The organism is Bacillus sp. CPT56D-587-MTF (assembly GCF_058792335.1).
Map to the genome: position 1 here is coordinate 728102 of NZ_JBYTEF010000001.1, position 16707 is coordinate 744808.

General features: G+C 36.0%; 12 protein-coding genes and 1 pseudogene. 10 read left to right on the top strand and 3 right to left on the bottom strand.

All coding sequences use genetic code 11. The features are described 5' to 3' along the window. Nucleotides 1-185 precede the first annotated feature (185 nt). Both AC3WVZ_RS03840 and AC3WVZ_RS03845 read left to right on the top strand, forming a co-directional pair. A complete protein-coding gene (locus tag AC3WVZ_RS03840; protein ID WP_001182728.1) occupies nt 186-662 on the top strand; it encodes a PH domain-containing protein in 477 nt (158 codons plus the stop codon). Next, nucleotides 655-2070 (top strand): PH domain-containing protein, encoded by a 1416-nt coding sequence (locus AC3WVZ_RS03845; protein ID WP_233936045.1) that lies wholly within the window; start codon nt 655-657, stop codon nt 2068-2070. Before AC3WVZ_RS03840 ends, AC3WVZ_RS03845 begins: the two co-directional genes overlap by 8 nt. A 211-nt stretch (nt 2071-2281) precedes the next feature. Here the strand turns inward: AC3WVZ_RS03845 and hmoB are convergent, their stop codons facing one another. After that, nucleotides 2282-2779 (bottom strand): heme-degrading monooxygenase HmoB, encoded by a 498-nt coding sequence (gene hmoB, locus AC3WVZ_RS03850; protein WP_000644062.1) that lies wholly within the window; start codon nt 2777-2779, stop codon nt 2282-2284. 127 nt (nt 2780-2906) lie between these two features. Here hmoB and AC3WVZ_RS03855 point away from each other — a divergent pair, with 127 nt between their 5' ends. From AC3WVZ_RS03855 to hemY, 4 genes are all read left to right on the top strand, one after another. Further along, nucleotides 2907-5024 carry a transglycosylase domain-containing protein gene (locus AC3WVZ_RS03855; protein ID WP_233936047.1) on the top strand — a complete coding sequence of 706 codons (2118 nt, stop codon included), beginning with the start codon at nt 2907-2909 and terminating at the stop codon, nt 5022-5024. A 177-nt stretch (nt 5025-5201) separates the two neighbouring features. Continuing rightward, on the top strand, nt 5202-6248 hold the full coding sequence (gene hemE / locus AC3WVZ_RS03860) for a uroporphyrinogen decarboxylase (protein WP_013141801.1): 1047 nt from the start codon (nt 5202-5204) through the stop codon (nt 6246-6248). Nucleotides 6249-6262: 14 nt separating this feature from the next. Continuing rightward, nucleotides 6263-7198 (top strand): ferrochelatase, encoded by a 936-nt coding sequence (hemH, locus tag AC3WVZ_RS03865; protein ID WP_167316574.1) that lies wholly within the window; start codon nt 6263-6265, stop codon nt 7196-7198. Between the two features lie 19 nt (nt 7199-7217). Continuing rightward, on the top strand, nt 7218-8639 hold the full coding sequence (gene hemY, locus AC3WVZ_RS03870) for a protoporphyrinogen oxidase (RefSeq protein ID WP_078186690.1): 1422 nt from the start codon (nt 7218-7220) through the stop codon (nt 8637-8639). A 56-nt stretch (nt 8640-8695) separates the two neighbouring features. On the opposite strand, the gene AC3WVZ_RS03875 is transcribed toward hemY, so the two are convergent. Further along, nucleotides 8696-10048, bottom strand: coding sequence for a DUF4026 domain-containing protein (locus tag AC3WVZ_RS03875; RefSeq protein WP_000453703.1), 1353 nt, complete (start codon nt 10046-10048; stop codon nt 8696-8698). Nucleotides 10049-10289: 241 nt separating this feature from the next. On the opposite strand from AC3WVZ_RS03875, the gene AC3WVZ_RS03880 reads away from it, so the two are divergent. Both AC3WVZ_RS03880 and AC3WVZ_RS03885 read left to right on the top strand, forming a co-directional pair. After that, complete coding sequence (locus tag AC3WVZ_RS03880) at nt 10290-12656, top strand: DUF6359 domain-containing protein (protein WP_233936049.1); 2367 nt, start codon at nt 10290-10292, stop codon at nt 12654-12656. Nucleotides 12657-12788: 132 nt separating this feature from the next. Next, nucleotides 12789-13088 carry a hypothetical protein gene (locus AC3WVZ_RS03885; RefSeq protein ID WP_001176843.1) on the top strand — a complete coding sequence of 100 codons (300 nt, stop codon included), beginning with the start codon at nt 12789-12791 and terminating at the stop codon, nt 13086-13088. Nucleotides 13089-13142: 54 nt separating this feature from the next. Here the strand turns inward: AC3WVZ_RS03885 and AC3WVZ_RS03890 are convergent, their stop codons facing one another. Next, the gene (locus AC3WVZ_RS03890) at nt 13143-13988 is read right to left on the bottom strand and encodes a hypothetical protein (protein WP_233936050.1); all 846 of its coding nucleotides are present in this window, start codon (nt 13986-13988) and stop codon (nt 13143-13145) included. Nucleotides 13989-14217: 229 nt separating this feature from the next. Here AC3WVZ_RS03890 and AC3WVZ_RS03895 point away from each other — a divergent pair, with 229 nt between their 5' ends. Together AC3WVZ_RS03895 and AC3WVZ_RS03900 are read left to right on the top strand one after the other, a co-directional pair. Then, complete coding sequence (locus AC3WVZ_RS03895; RefSeq protein WP_000184509.1) at nt 14218-14619, top strand: BlaI/MecI/CopY family transcriptional regulator; 402 nt, start codon at nt 14218-14220, stop codon at nt 14617-14619. Nucleotides 14620-14621: 2 nt separating this feature from the next. Next, nucleotides 14622-16535: pseudogene (locus AC3WVZ_RS03900) on the top strand (M56 family metallopeptidase). Nucleotides 16536-16707: the final 172 nt, after the last annotated feature.

A 16707-nucleotide genomic window follows, 5' to 3' on the forward strand; every position in this document is an offset into this window, starting at 1 on the left:
AAGGTTTATTTTAGTTCAATATAATTCATATTTATAATACATAATTTTCAAAACTGAGGTATGTGTTTCTTTAATATGCTTTTGATTCAACTATTTTTATTTGACTATAAATTTACAAAAATGTATATAAAACCTTATTTTTTGATAATATATAAGTAATAAATTCATAGAATTGGAGTGATGAGATGCAGCCGTTAGAAAGGGAGATTCATTCTAATATGCTGAAAGTGTGGAGGATGCACGCTTTAATTGGGGCGGTAGTTATACTAACAGTCGTAATTGCGTATTTCTTTTTTATGATTAACTTTAACTGGTGGGGCTGGTTGTTCGGACTATTAGTAACAGGAGCTATTACATTTATTCCCCTTGATTATTTTGTGTTTCCAAATTTACGTCAACGCTATTATAGTTACAGATTAAATGAAGAAGAGATTGAGATTCAAAAGGGAATGTTTGTTGTAAAACGCGTACTTATTCCGATGATCCGTGTGCAGCACGTAACGATTGAGCAAGGGCCGATCATGAGAAAGTATAATTTAGCAGAATTACATATTTCAACAGCCGCAACTTCTCATAGTATTCCAGGTTTAACGAAAGAAGAAGCAGAACAGCTGAAAAGACAAATTGGAGAACTTGCGAAAGTGAGTGATAAGGATGTATAAGAGGCAACATCCGATTACGATATTGTTAGGTATTAGGATTGCGAGTTTGTTGCCACTTATTATTCTTGTTTTATTTAAACCTGATGAACAAGTGGAACCTTGGTATTTATTTTATCTTTTTCTTCTGGTTGTTTTATTCATCATGGCTATTTTTTCAGCAATTAAATGGTATTTTAAAGTGTACTGGATTGAGAATAATATTTTACATATAAAGCACGGTGTTTTTGTAAAGAAGGAAAGCTATTTAAATAAAGAGCGTGTACAAAATATTAGTACGTCTTCTAACATCATTTATCAAATGCTCGGACTTATGAAGTTAAATATAGAAGTAGCCGGTGGTGGTAATGAACCAGAAGTGATGTTGGCTGGTATTAAAGAAGACGAGGCAAAACATTTAATTTCTTTATTACATAAGAAAGAAACTACTGTAAAAGAAGAAATAGAAGAGGAAGAAAGCAAGACGGTTTATCAGTTAACAGCGAAAGAGGTTTTAGCCGCAGCGATTACATCTGGTCGGTTCGGACTAGTGTTCTCTGGGCTAGTACTTCTTTACACAAAGTTTGATTTTGTTCTTCCTGAAGGATTCACAAGTAAAGTAGAAGCGTATGTGATGGGAAACGGTGTTTATAAACTAATTGTAATTGCATTAATTTTAATGGCAATTTCGTGGATTATTTCCACGGCTGGATATGTGTTGAAATATGCAAACTTTAAAATTGAGCGAAAAGGGGAAGAGATTCGTATCGTTCAAGGATTATTTGAAAAGAAAGAGTTTGTCTTAAAATTGCACCGCATTCAAGCGATTACTGTAAAAGAAGGTATGCTTCGCCAGCCGTTTGGCTATTGTGCTGTTGAAGTGGAAGCAATTCAAAGTATTGGAGCAGCAAGTAACGAAGTAATGTTGCATCCATTTATGAAGAAAAAAGATGTACAGCACCTGATCACATATTTAGAGTTACCATATGAAATCGAAGCGGAGATCGTTCACTTACCAAAAACAGCGTTGCGTCGTTATTTCATTATGGGCTGGTTAATAAGTATCATACTCACAGTTCTAATTGCCAGCGTGAGTATATATTTTAAACAATATATTGCGTTGTTTGTTATTTTACCGTTATTTATCGTGTTTTCGTTACTTGCGTATGCTAGATATAAAAGTGGCGGTTATGAATTAAGAGAAAATCAACTAAAGGTTGTATATCGTAATTTTTCGAAATATACAGGAATAATGCGAAGAAGACATGTTCAAGCAGTAGGTTATAATCAATCGTATTTTCAAAGAAAAGATGAATTATGTACAACTCTTGTAGCGGTAGCTGGGCGCGGTTATGAAGTAAAGCATATGAGAAAAAAAGATTCACTTCGTATATATAATTGGTACAAAGAAAAAGGAAACACCGGTGTGTAATGGTGTTTCCTTTTTGTTATTAAATTGATATCTTTAGTCGAATCGTTGATATATTTCAAGATATGATAGATATATTCGGAAAATCGTTGATATATTTCAAGATGTGATAGATATATTCGGAAAATCGTTGATATATTCAAAGATATGATAGATATATTCGGAAAATCGTTAATATAATTTCACGTACTGTTAGTGTTGTATTATGTTTTAATTAAACTAACACATCAAAAGTAGTCACAAAAGATGGACGAGAGAAAATACTCTTTTGCTGTTCCGCATGTGGATGCGCTGGAGCTTGTCCTTCTGCTTGCGTGGGACGTTTTTTATGAGCGTTTTCGAATGAACGTGATTCTGTCCAGTCTTTAAAGTTTTGCTCTGTTTCCCACATCGTTAAGATGACGTATGTATCGTTACTTAATGGACGTAGAACACGGATTGCTTGGAATCCTGGTTCGTTTTCAATAAGGCCTGCGCGGTTTTTAAAGCGGTTTTCAAATACTGGGCGACCTTCGTCTGTGACAGAAATGTTGTTACAAACGATATAGCCAGGTTGTCCTTTAAATTCACCGACAGCATCTAGTACGTCATACTGAAGTGAACCTTCTACAGATTCTTCTGTATTTTCTTTATAAAACATATTTTTTTCATCATTTTTTGCAGTGAAATGTGCTTGTTCTAGAGGTGTTTCGTATGAAATAATAGCCTTCATTTTAATGCCCCCTTAATAGTTTGTTTCTATTATATCAACTCTCTTAAAAAACTTCGAAGATTATATACATAAAGATACTTCTTTTTCAAATAATAAATGTACCATCATTTGGAAAGAAGGACGATGTATGAAGAAAGTAAAGTGGACTTTATTAGGCGGCGTCGCAACGTTCGTAGTAGCGATTGTAATCTATAAACTTATCGTGTTAGCTGGTGGCTATATGATGGATGAAAAGCAGCTCGTTTTCCACTCTTCATCACGTATCGTTGACCAGAAAGGGAAAGAAATTACGAAATTATACGTAGAAAATAGAGAGCTCGTACCGATCGAGCAAATTCCGAAGTATGTGCAGCAGGCGTTTGTTGCGGTGGAAGATTCTCGTTTTTATGAGCATCAAGGGATTGATTATCCGTCTATATTCCGTGCTCTTTATAAAGATACGTTAGCTAGAGAGAAGGTAGAGGGCGGTAGTACCATTACGCAGCAACTCGCTAAAAACGTCTTTTTAACTCGTGAAAAAACATTTACGCGCAAATTGAAGGAAGTCGCAATTTCTCTTCAATTAGAGCAAAAATATACGAAGCAACAAATTCTTGAAATGTATATGAATCATATTTATTTTGGTCATGGGGCTTACGGTATTCAAGCGGCAGCAAAGTTGTATTTTAATAAAAATGTTGAGGATTTAACAGTAGAGGAAGGGGCAATGCTTGCAGGCCTTCCGAAGTCACCAAACGGATATTCACCGTACTATTCTGCAGAGAAGAGTAAGGAACGCCGTGATCTAGTGTTGTCGCTTATGCATAAACAAGGCTATTTGACTGCAGAAGAAAGCGTTCGTTATCAAGGGAAGACAATTGCTCTATATAAAAATTTAGATGAGAATGAGCTTGCATATATGCCGTATATTGATATGGTCATAGATGAAGCCGCTCGTTTATACGGATTGTCTCATCAAGAAGTACTTCGCGGAGGATATACGTTTGTCGTACCTATGGATGAAAAGATTCAAAAGGTAGCATATAACCAGTTTCAAGATGCAAGGAATTTCCCTGGGAAAGAAGAGGGGGCGCAAGGTGCTTTCTTATTAATGGATAATCGTACGGGAGGGATTAAAGCGGCGATTGGGGGAAGAAAGTACGTCCCGAGAGGATTTAATCGTGTTTTTGCCAAAAGGCAGCCTGGATCTGTTTTAAAACCACTTATCGTTTATGCACCAGCACTAGAAACGAAAAAGTATAATCCGTATTCTTTATTAACGAATGAAAGAAATTCTTTTGAAGAGTATGAACCTCGAAATTATAATCATGAGTATTCAAAAGAAATGACGATGTATGATGCGATTTTAGAGTCGGCAAATGTACCGGCAGTTTCTTTATTAAATGAGTTAGGGGTAGAAGAAGGAAAGCAATATTTAGAAAAAGGAAATGTTCATATTGCAGATGCTGGTTTAAGTACAGCGCTTGGCGGATTGAAAAATGGCGTTTCAACATTTGATCTTGTAAAAATGTACCGTTCATTTTTAGCAAATGGAAATATTATCGAGCCGCACGTTATTGATAAAGTATTAAACAGACACGGTGCAGTCATTGGGGAATCTCCAAAAGTAGAGACAAAAATCTTCTCGAAGCAGACAGCATGGTATATGACGAAAATGCTAGAAGGAGTTGTGAAGGAAGGGACAGCAAGAGTGGGTGTATATAACGGTGCGTTAGCTGGAAAAACGGGTACAACTTCATTGCCAAATGACGATAAGGGAGCAAGAGATATGTGGTTCGTTGGTTATACACCGAACTTAGTAGGCGCTGTTTGGATTGGTTATGACCGTACGGATAAGGAGCATCAGTTGCAAGGAGAAAGTGCATCTGCGACAAAATTGTTTAAGAAAATTTTAACGAAGGCTAATGTAGAACATAAAGAGAAGTTTATGAAGCCTGAAGGTGTGGAAACAATCGGCGCTCCGATTCGGCTGCGCAAAATTGAAGATGTAAAAATGAAATTATCATTTAGCCCTTTCGGTTTATTTAAAGCAAAATTAAGCTGGACGCCACTTCCAGATAACAGAATTATGTACCGAATCTATAGAGTGGAGAACGGAATTCATACGCATGTTAGCACTGTAAATGGTGCTGGGGAATATGAGGAAAAGTTCGTTAACATATTTTCAAAACCGAGCTTTTACGTTGTACCATATAATACACAAACGAATCGTGAAGGAGAAAAGTCAAAAGTAGCTAAACCATAGTTTTTCTCTGTGTTATAATAAGAATGTTGTGAAAATAGTAAGCGTTTTTAAGAATGTTTGTGTCAATTTAATGAACAACGTACATAATATTATGCATTTTGTTTTTACAAGCTGTATAGTAAAAAAAGATAAATATCGAACGTATTCGAAGCATTGGTAAGGAAGGGAGCAAGGGTCTTGGTAAGAACTATAAATGAGACATTTTTAAAAGCATGTAGGGGGGAACGTACTGATTATGTACCAGCATGGTATATGCGTCAAGCAGGTCGTTCACAGCCGGAATATAGAAAGATTAAAGAAAAGTATTCTTTATTTGAAATTACACACAATCCAGAGTTATGTGCTTACGTTACAAAATTGCCGGTTGATCAGTATAACGTAGACGCAGCAATTCTTTATAAAGATATTATGTCACCACTACCTGCAATTGGTGTGGATGTAGAAATTAAATCAGGTATTGGCCCAGTTATCGATAACCCAATCCGTTCTTTACAAGACGTAGAAAAACTAGGGGAAATCAATCCAGAAGATGACGTACCGTACATACTAGATACAATTCGTTTATTAACGACAGAAATGTTAGACGTACCGTTAATCGGTTTTTCAGGAGCTCCATTTACATTAGCGAGCTATATGATTGAAGGCGGTCCATCTCGTAACTACCATAATACGAAAGCGTTCATGTATGCAGAGCCGAAAGCTTGGTTCGCTTTAATGGATAAACTAGCAGATATGGTTATTACATATTTAAAAGCGCAAATTAACGCAGGAGCAAAAGCAGTTCAAATTTTCGATTCTTGGGTTGGAACAGTAAATGTAGCGGATTATCGCGTATTTATTAAACCAGCAATGGAGCGTATTTTTGCAGAAGTTCGTAAGATGGGTGTTCCAATGATTATGCACGGCGTAGGAGCTGCACACTTAGTGAATGAGTGGCACGACTTACCGCTTGATGTAGTCGGCTTAGATTGGCGCTTACCGATTGAAGAAGCACGTGCACGGGGCGTTCATAAGGCGGTACAAGGTAATATGGACCCTTCATTCTTACTTGCACCATGGTCTGTTATTGAAGAACATGTAAAAAGTATTTTAGATCAAGGGATGAAACAGCCGGGTTATATCTTTAACTTAGGTCACGGTGTATTCCCAGAAGTAAATCCAGATACATTAAAACGTTTAACTACATTTATTCATGAATACTCTAAAGGGCAGTTAGCGAAGTAAAGGAGCATTGCTGTATGAAAAAGAAAATTGGTTTGCTTGTAATGGCATACGGAACGCCATATAAAGAAGAAGATATTGAACGTTACTATACACATATTCGCAGAGGAAGAAAGCCAAGTCCTGAAATGCTGGAAGATTTAACAGAGCGTTACCGTGCAATTGGTGGTATTTCTCCTTTAGCTACTATTACATTAGAGCAAGCTAAGAAGTTAGAGAAGCGTTTAAATGAAGTACAAGATGAAGTAGAGTACCATATGTATCTTGGCTTAAAACATATTGAACCGTTTATTGAAGATGCAGTGAAAGATATGCATAACGACGGAATACAAGATGCAATCGCGCTTGTTCTTGCACCTCACTATTCTACGTTTAGCGTGAAATCGTACGTTGGACGAGCACAAGAAGAAGCTGAGAAACTTGGAAACTTAACAATTCATGGCATTGATAGCTGGTATAAAGAGCCGAAATTCATCCAGTACTGGGTCGATGCAGTGAAAGGTATATATAACGGTATGTCAGATGCAGAGCGTGAAAAAGCAGTATTAATCGTATCTGCACATAGCTTACCAGAGAAAATTATTGCAATGGGCGATCCATATCCAGATCAATTAAATGAAACAGCGGACTATATCGCGCGCGGAGCTGAAGTAGCAAACTATGCAGTAGGCTGGCAAAGTGCAGGAAACACACCAGATCCTTGGATTGGTCCAGATGTACAAGATTTAACGAGAGAACTAAATGAAAAGCACGGTTATACTTCATTCGTATATGCACCAGTTGGATTTGTTGCGGAACATTTAGAAGTTTTATATGACAACGACTTTGAGTGTAAAGTTGTAACGGATGAAATTGGCGCGGAATATTATCGTCCAGAAATGCCAAATGCATCGGACGCATTTATTGATTGTTTAACAGATGTTGTATTAAAGAAAAAAGAATCTGTACTGTAAGAAGAAAGGGGGAGCCTGCTTGAGGAAAAAGGTTGTGATCATCGGCGGAGGCATCACTGGATTAACAGCAATGTATAACTTACAAAAAAATATTCATGAAAAAAACTTGCCGATTGATACATTACTTATAGAAGCATCGGGTAAACTTGGCGGAAAAATTCAAACCGTTCGAAAAGATGGATTTACAATTGAGCGCGGACCAGATTCTTTCTTAGCACGAAAAGAAAGTGCAGCTAGATTAGTGAAAGAATTAGGTCTTGGCGATGAACTTGTAAATAATCAAGCCGGTCAATCATTTATCCTTGTAAACAATCGGTTACATAAAATGCCGAATGGATCAATGATGGGAATTCCAACGCAAATTACGCCGTTTCTATTTTCCGGGCTGTTCTCCCCAATTGGTAAACTAAGAGCTGGCTTTGATCTATTAATGCCGAGGTCAAAGCCAGTATCTGACCAATCACTCGGACAATTTTTCAGACATCGTCTTGGAAACGAAGTGGTTGAAAACTTAATAGAGCCGTTACTATCGGGTATTTATGCAGGGGATATTGATGAAATGAGCTTAATGTCAACATTCCCGCAAATGTATCAAATTGAGCAGAAACATCGCAGTATTTCACTCGGTATGCGTACGCTCGCTCCGAAAGAAGAGAAAGCTGAACCGAAAAAGGGAATGTTCCAAACAGTGAAAACAGGTTTAGAATCTATCGTAAAATCTCTCGAAGCAAAGATGCATGAAGGTACGATAATAAAGGGAACTCGCATTGAAAAAGTTGCGAAACAGGGTGATGGTTATACGATTACTCTTAGTAACGGAAAAGAAATAGAAGCGGACGCCATCGTAGTGGCAACTTCGCATAAAGTATTGCCGTCCATGTTTGCTCAGTACAAGCAGTTTCGTTTCTTCCGTAATATTCCAGCCACATCCGTTGCGAATGTGGCACTTGCTTTCCAAAAGTCTGCAATCCAGCGCGATATTAATGGTACAGGATTTGTCGTATCACGAAATAGCGATTACACCATTACAGCATGTACGTGGACGCATAAAAAATGGCCACATACAACGCCAGAAGGAAAAACACTCCTTCGCTGTTACGTTGGACGTGCTGGTGATGAAGCGGTTGTAGAACAAACTGAAGAAGAACTCGTTCAGCTCGTACTAGAAGATTTAAGGAAGACGATGGATATTACAGAGGATCCAGAGTTTACAATCGTAAGTCGCTGGAAAGAAGCGATGCCTCAATATACAGTAGGTCATAACGAGCGAATGAAAAAGCTCACAACATTTATGGAGAAAGAGTTGCCAGGTATATACTTGGCAGGTAGCTCCTATGCTGGTGCTGGACTTCCAGACTGTATGAATCAAGGTGAGGAAGCTGCAAAGCGTGTATTATCTCATTTGGAGAAAGTAATAGATGCTGAATTAATCGCACAATAAATTATAAGAAACGCCTTCAATCATATTGAAGGCGTTTCGTTTATTATATAAAATACTTATTCGCCAATAAACATATATAAGTTATTTGGCTTTATAACAGCATCTCCTGCATAAATAACCCAATCTGTTAAGTTATCAAAATCTAAATGATAACTATTTCCTTCACTCATATCTTCTATAAAATATGGTTCATTGATGAGTATTCCTTGAATCAGGTCTTCTGTAATATGTTGCATTTCAAACCACATATGTTCGCTTTTACCCTCTTCATAGGAAACACCAAACTTAGCGAGAAAACGAAACTCTTCATTGGATTTTTCAATTTGAAAAATGTTGCTGAAATACCCGAAAGTATTTTTCGCATTATAAGCCATACGATCGGTTTCACTATTTGTTTTATAGAACATGAGCCCTGTAGCTTCCTCGTGTTCTTTGAAAAAACTTTCAATATATTCTTCTGAAGTATTAAATTTGAATAAGAGAACGGATGGAGATTGATGGTATTCATCTCGGGCATCCATTCCGCCTAAGAATGTATTTTGTGCATCTATTGGCTGTAATTTCACTTCTTCATCCTCGATTGAAGATAATTGGTCCATACTCGTTTTATGCCCTATATAAGATAATCCTTTCTCCCACGGAACAGCGACTGTATGTATAGAACCTTGCTGACTATGCGCGATAACGATAGGCTCATTCATAGGGACTTGTCCATTCTCAACGGCATTATTAGCAAATGTTTGAAAGAGATCGCCAATGCCGTAGTAGGAAGAAATGCGATTTGGAATAATTAACTCTATTTCAGTTACGCCCGCTCTTAAAAGGCCGTGTGTATGAAACCAATATTGCGTAGGCTCGCCTTCTTTATCGTCTTCATAAACGGAATGAATAACGTATAAGTCAGGAATGTCAGGTAATAATTCATTTTCAACGTGATATTCAATATAGTTTCTAGATATCACTTTCATTGCTGCACTTGAATCGATTACAAATAACAAATCTGGGGCGAGGTTCCATAAAAATTGTATTTGCTGGAAAAAGCAGTCGAGTACATCGCCTACAAATAGCGTACGAGTGAAAATTTCAGTACCGAAAGCCGCATCTTCAAAATTACGATCTACAATTGTAGAATCTTGTCTATTGTACATTTTATATTCTTCTGGGTCATTCGCCTCATCAATATGCAGTTCATACGGTATGATTGTTTCATCCATATGTAACTCAACAATAAGGCTTGTCTCATCACTATAAACAATTTTTAACTCATCAACTTTAGTAGCGATATTTTCTAGCCGTTGTTTTAACTGCTCAATTGTAATTCTAGTTGGTATAACAGCAATCATATCTGAAAAATGACGTTCTAATGTTCCATTCATAGCTGCGCGGTATGTTTCTGTTTGCACTTCCATCCAATCACTCCTATTCAAATGAATCCATTTTACATGCCAATCAAATGTCGATATTTTCTGTTTTCTCTCTCTAACATTATAGAGTGCATTTGTAGAAGGTGTAAAATTATTATTTTGTATTATAGTTTGAAAGCTTGTAAATTAAATGAATCTTTTGTAAAATTTGTCGAAAAATAGTTCTATATAACGAATCATTTGTTATGATAGAAATGCTGAGAAAATATGAAATAGGGAGAGGAAAATGGCTGTGAAGAAATTGTTAAGCGTCTTTTTATCATTCTTGCTATTGCTTTCATTTACTGGAACTTTAGCGCAAGCAGAAGAAACTGCTTCTATGTCAGTAGAAAAAGCAATTCAAGTATTTAAGCAGCAAGGGAAAACGAAGGGGATTGTGGAAGGATATATTGTCGGATATACGCAAAGTTCTTCTAAATATACGAAGGATCCAGCTAAGTTTGATGATACAAACGTAGCAATTGCAGATTCGCCAAACGAAACGAATCCAGACAAAATCATGCCCGTTCAGTTGCCAAAAGGTGATGTGAGAACGGCAGTGAATGTAAAAGATCACCCTGAAAATATCGGGAAGAAAGTTAGTTTGACTGGGACTCTTGAATTATATTTTAGTAACCCAGGTCTAAAATCAGTAACAGCTTATAAGTTTCAAGGTGAAGGACAAAACCGTGTTAGCGATGTAGTAGCTTCACCGAACAGCGGAGAAGTTGCTAAAGGAACAGCGGTAACATTAACGACGAATACAGAAGGTGCAACAATTTACTATACGTTAGATGGCTCTAATCCTACTAATAAAAGTGTTCGTTATAATGGACAGATTATAGTGAATGAAAATAGTGTAGTGAAAGCAATCGCAGAAAAAGAAGGACTTACTTCTTCAGCAATTTCGACATTTTCATTTATTATCGTAAATAATGAACAGGTTCGTATTCATGACATTCAAGGAAAATCACATATGTCTCCTTACAACGGGAAGAAAGTAAACAATGTGGAAGGCGTTGTCACAGCGCTTGATAAAAACGGTTTTTATATAGAAGACAATCAGCCAGATAATGATCCAGCTACTTCAGAAGGTATGTACGTATATAAAAAAGATGCGAATGTAGCAGTAGGAGATCTTATTCAAGTTGATGGAGTAGTAGAAGAATATGTTGGACCAGGATATGCAGAGCGATTTGAAACAGACTTAACGACGACAGAAATTAAGGCGAGTCGCGTTGCTGTAATCGCAAAAGATCAATCTTTGCCGGCACCGATTGTACTTGGGGAAAACGGTGTGAAAATCCCAGACCAGATTATTGATAATGATGCATTTAGTTTATTTGATCCAAATGAAGATGCAATCGACTTTTATGAAAGTATAGAAGGTATGCGTGTTACGATGCCAACACCAAAAATTATTACACCTCAGAAAAACGGAAATTTATATGTAACAGTAAAAAATGGTGGAGATAAAATAGTAACACAATATGGCACACCTCTATTAGATGAAAATCAATTAAACCCAGAGCGCCTTTCTGTAAAAGTACCTCGTGATTATGTAGCAAAAGTAGGAGATACTTTCACTGGAGATATAACAGGGGTAGTAGGATATGATTACGGTTCTTTCCGTATTTCGCCAATAACAGAACTGCCAGCTGTAGTGGATGGTGGATTTAAGCAAGTAGGCGCAAATATTCAGCCTCGTCTTGATAAGTTAACGGTTGCTACATATAACATTGAAAACTTCTCAGCGAATAAAAAAGAAACAACAGATGAAAAGGTAAAAGCGTTAGCGTATTCTATTAAATACAACTTAAAAATGCCAGATATTATCGGTGTAGAGGAAATGCAAGATAATAACGGATCAATTAATGACGGTACAACAGATGCGTCATTAAGCGCAAAACGTATCATTGATGCAGTTCTAGAAATTCGTGGACCGAAGTATGAGTATGTAGAAATCGCTCCAAACAATAATCAAGACGGAGGAGCACCAGGAGCGAATATTCGCGTCGGCTTCTTCTATAATCCATCACGCGTGAAATTAGCGCCGGTACCAAAGTTACTTGATAAAAATGTTGTTCGTATTGGAGACGAAAATCCATTATTTGAAAGTACACGTAAACCGTTAGCGGCAGAATTTACGTTCCAAGGACAAAACATTGTTGTCGTTGCAAATCACTTAAACTCAAAACTAGGAGATGCAACGCCATTTGGAAAAGTGCAGCCGCTCGTATTAAAAAGTGAAGACAAACGAATTCAGTTAGCACAAGAAGTAAATCATTTCGTGCAAGGAATTCAGAAAAAGAATACGAATGCACCAGTTGTCGTGTTAGGTGATATGAACGATTTCGAATTCTCTAAACCACTAAAAACACTAGAGGGAACAATCTTAAAAGATATGTTAAACACAGTGCCAAAAGAGAATCGTTACACGTACATTCACGAAGGAAATGCACAAGTGTTAGATCATATTTTAGTAACAAATAATATCGCACCACACACAATTGTAGATCCAGTGCACTTAAACTCAAATATAATGAAAGAGCACGGACGTGTAAGCGACCATGACCCAGTACTTGCTCAAATTGATTTGAAGAAAGCTTCTTAAAGAAAGGAACGCTTAGGTGACTAAGCGTTCTTTGTTTGCATCGTTATAGAATAGTATAAAGAGATGATTCCTTTTTTTGTAATCTAATGATAAAATTGATTGAATATTTAGTTTTTAATAAGGAGGACAACAATGCAGTTACAAATAAATGGAAAGGTAATGAATCAGTTTGCAATTTTTTTTAGTACGATCATCATGCTTCAGTTTGTAGCTGATATAACAGGACTTACAAGCAATCTAGATATTACGTATAACTTAATACATACAGCAGCTTCTTATATAACATTTAGTTTGGCGGTTATTTTCACTTTAATAGGTGCAAGAAGAGAATTAAGTAAATATGCAATTGTTTCATTATGTTTAGTAATAGCGATTAAAGCGATTTATTTTGTAGCGGTTGTTATTTTATGGGGATTGGCAGGTACACCGTAAGTGAATAGTAAATAAAACCCTAATTTCCAATATAGTAAGGAAATTAGGGTTTTATTATACTTGAAACGCCTTTCTACACCGCTCTCTTTTTTGCAACCTTCTTCTATATTTTTTTCTATCACGTTTTACTCCTTGTATATACATGATTAAGCTAACGAAGAGGAAGAAGTCACATTGTATTGTCAAAATATATGGTGACATGCCATGCAGCGGCTGCCTTGGATCATATAAATGAATAGGTGCTCCGCCTATTGTAGGGAGTACCGTATTTAGCAGGACGTAAGGAATAGAGGTAGTTGCAAATGGAAATAGAAGCGCCATATAGTCTTTTTGGGACCATGCAGATGCAGCAAGTCCTAAAAGAGCCATCAAACCTGCAAATAAAAAATTAATTCCGATATATACAGCAATGTAAGTGATGGGAGAAGTTTCATATAAGTTTGCGAACATCCCGTTATCATTTATAATGCCTGAACCAGCCGTTGGTACTCCGTCTGGAATGGTTAATTTGCAAAATAATAACGATAAGATGAATGGAAATGTATAAAGAAGTCCGCCGCAAAAAAATGTAACGATATATTTCGTTACTGAATAAGAAAATAAAGAAATTTCTTTACTGACAAACGGTTTAAAACCATCGGACTTATCCGAGTTATAACTTGTACTAAAGGGAAGACTTGCAATAACTGGCATTAATAATAAATAAACATCCATTTCATTTCCACGAAATCCAATCCATTTAATATCCGTCGATATAGGTCCATTCGCAGCGTCTCCTAAATAACGAATTACATAATAATAATGATAAATACAAATAAGAACAAATCCACTAAACATAATAATTAAAGAAACACGATTACAAAAAGCTTGCTTTATATTTAAACGAAGCGCACGCATCATGACTGAAAAAGCCTCCACTATTTTGATAAACTTGTCTATTTTCTATATTACTATTAATTGTAAAGATTTTCTTGTTTTTTTATTTGATTATTTGAAAAAGAGGAATTTTGTTGTTGTGAAGTAAGGTTTAGCTGAAATTAATTTTTCTAAAATATGGTTGACAATTAAGTATTACATTTGTAATCTTAATTATAGATTACAAATGTAATACTTAGGAGTGAAACATACGATGACAAATCAATTACCTAAAATATCTGAAGCGGAATTAGAAATTATGAAAGTACTTTGGTCGAGTTCTCCGCAAACAGCGAATGAAATTATAGAAGAACTGGAAGATGCAATGGACTGGAAACCGAAAACAATCCGCACATTAATTAATCGATTAGTACAAAAGGAAGCCGTTTCTTACCATCAAGATAAAGGGCGTATGTACGCTTATTATCCGTTAGTATCACAAGATAATTATTTGCAAGTGGAAACGAAATCTTTACTAAAACGTTTTTGCGGTGCAGCGTTTAAGCCATTACTTGTTAATTTCTTAAAAGAGGAGAAATTATCTTCAGAAGATATTAATGAATTAAAACGCATTTTAGATGAGAAGACAGAGGAGAATAAGAGGAAGGATCGATAAAAATGATAAACACGCTTATAAATGTATACCTTCCTCATTTTTTTGATTGGCTTATAGAAACGTCACTTATGGCTAGCATATTAGTCGGATTTATTTTATGTATAAAAGTTCTATTTAGAAATAAATTAACCCCCCGGTGGCAATATATGCTGTGGATCGTATTAATGATAAGACTCCTTTTACCGTGGTCGCCAGATAGCTCTTATAGCATTTACTCATTACTTTCTTATAGTTCTAGCGTATCGGAAGTTATTCCAAAAAATATGCCGGCTACTGAGAATATAGTAAACATAGAAAGCGACCGTAAAGTGGAATTGGAATCAAATTCTAAAATGGTGACAAAAACTAGCGAACCGGAAGTAAAAGTCAGTTCGGAAAAACAGACTACATTTTCTTTATACAAACTTGCTTTGTATGTGTGGCTAGCTGGGTTAATCATATTAGCGGTCATCACGTTTCTTACAAATAGACGTTTATATTCTTACATAAAGAAACAACCGGATATTACGGATGAACAGGCCATTACAGTGTTTAATCGCTGTAAGCAATCTATGAAAATGAAGAAGGCGGTTTCGTTACGTCTAGCGGGAAAGATTGCGAGCCCAACTGTGTTTAGTTTCTTTCGTCCGAAAGTATTACTATCAAAAAAACATATGAAAGTATTAAATGAGCAACAATTACAATATGTCTTTTACCATGAGTTAGCTCATATTAAGAGAAACGATGTAGCTGTAAATTGGATTATGTACAGTTTAATCCTATTAAATTGGTTCAATCCGATTCTTTGGTACGCCTATTTTTGTATGCGAGAAGATCAAGAATTAGCCTGTGATGCATATGCACTTACTTTTATAGATAAAGAGGAACAAATTGCATACGGACATACAATTATTACCCTTCTACAACACTATTCCTATCAAGTACCAAGCCTAGCAAATTTAAGTAGAAATAAACGAACACTAAAAAGGAGAATCGTTATGATTAAAAAATTCCAAAAGAAATCGTATCGTCTTTCTTTACTTGGAGTTATTGCTATAGTTGCTATTGCATCCCTTTCTTTATTCAATGCACGTGCAACGGAAGGAAAAGAAAAGCAAGAGGATAAAGTAGAGCAGTCAAAGGATGCTTTCCAAAATGCTGTAGATACATTATTTGGTACAGAGGAAAAGGCGAGAAAAGAGTGGGGAATGTCAAACTGGCAATATGAAAACCGAACAGCCTTTTTATATCATGCTGAAAAAGCTTTGACAAAGGAAGAGTTTGAGAATTATGTGCAGTTATATAAAGAGGTATTACAGATCGAGAAAAAAGGATTAGTTAGATTAAACTTACCCGAAAATTTCCAAGGGGATATAAAAGAGGTGAAAGAAGAGCGCTTAAGTACAGAAAATCGTGAAAAATTAAAAGAAATTCGTAATAAAACAACTCCTTATGAGGATAAGGTAGGGAAGTATTTAACATATACAGTTGAAGAAGTGCAGCAACATGTTGATTTCAAAATCAAGAGGCCAACTTATACAATTAAAGGATATACCCAAAAAGACGAAAGAGTGAATTATTATCTTAAGATAAAGCCGGAATTCACTATTGAATTAGAATATGCGAACGGAAAAGGAAATTATACAATTTCTCAATCGTAAGTTTTTGGGGAAAGCAAAGACCCATTTAGCCACCAGTTTATAGTGCCTGAAAATATAGAAAAGTACGAACTAGAAGGGAATCAAATATTCTACGCTACTCATCACTCGGATAGTAATTTACAAGGTATGAAGATGATTGTTCCAGCAAAAGGGAAAGATAGTGCATATCAAATTGTCATTATTAATCATAGTTTAGAGAAGCAAGGAGAAGCAGTATTTGATAAGAATGTAAATAAAGAAGAGTTAGAGAAGGTTATGCTTTCTATGGTGAAATAATAAAAAGGTGTTCTTAAGATGTATATCTCAAGAACACCTTTTCCTTTTCTCTTTTCTTCTGATAAACTATGGACAGTATGATATACACTGACTGGAATTTTTTTATACTGGAAATAATAAAAAGAGAACTTGTATAGAATGTAAGCGTGTGGTAATATCAAAGATGTACTGA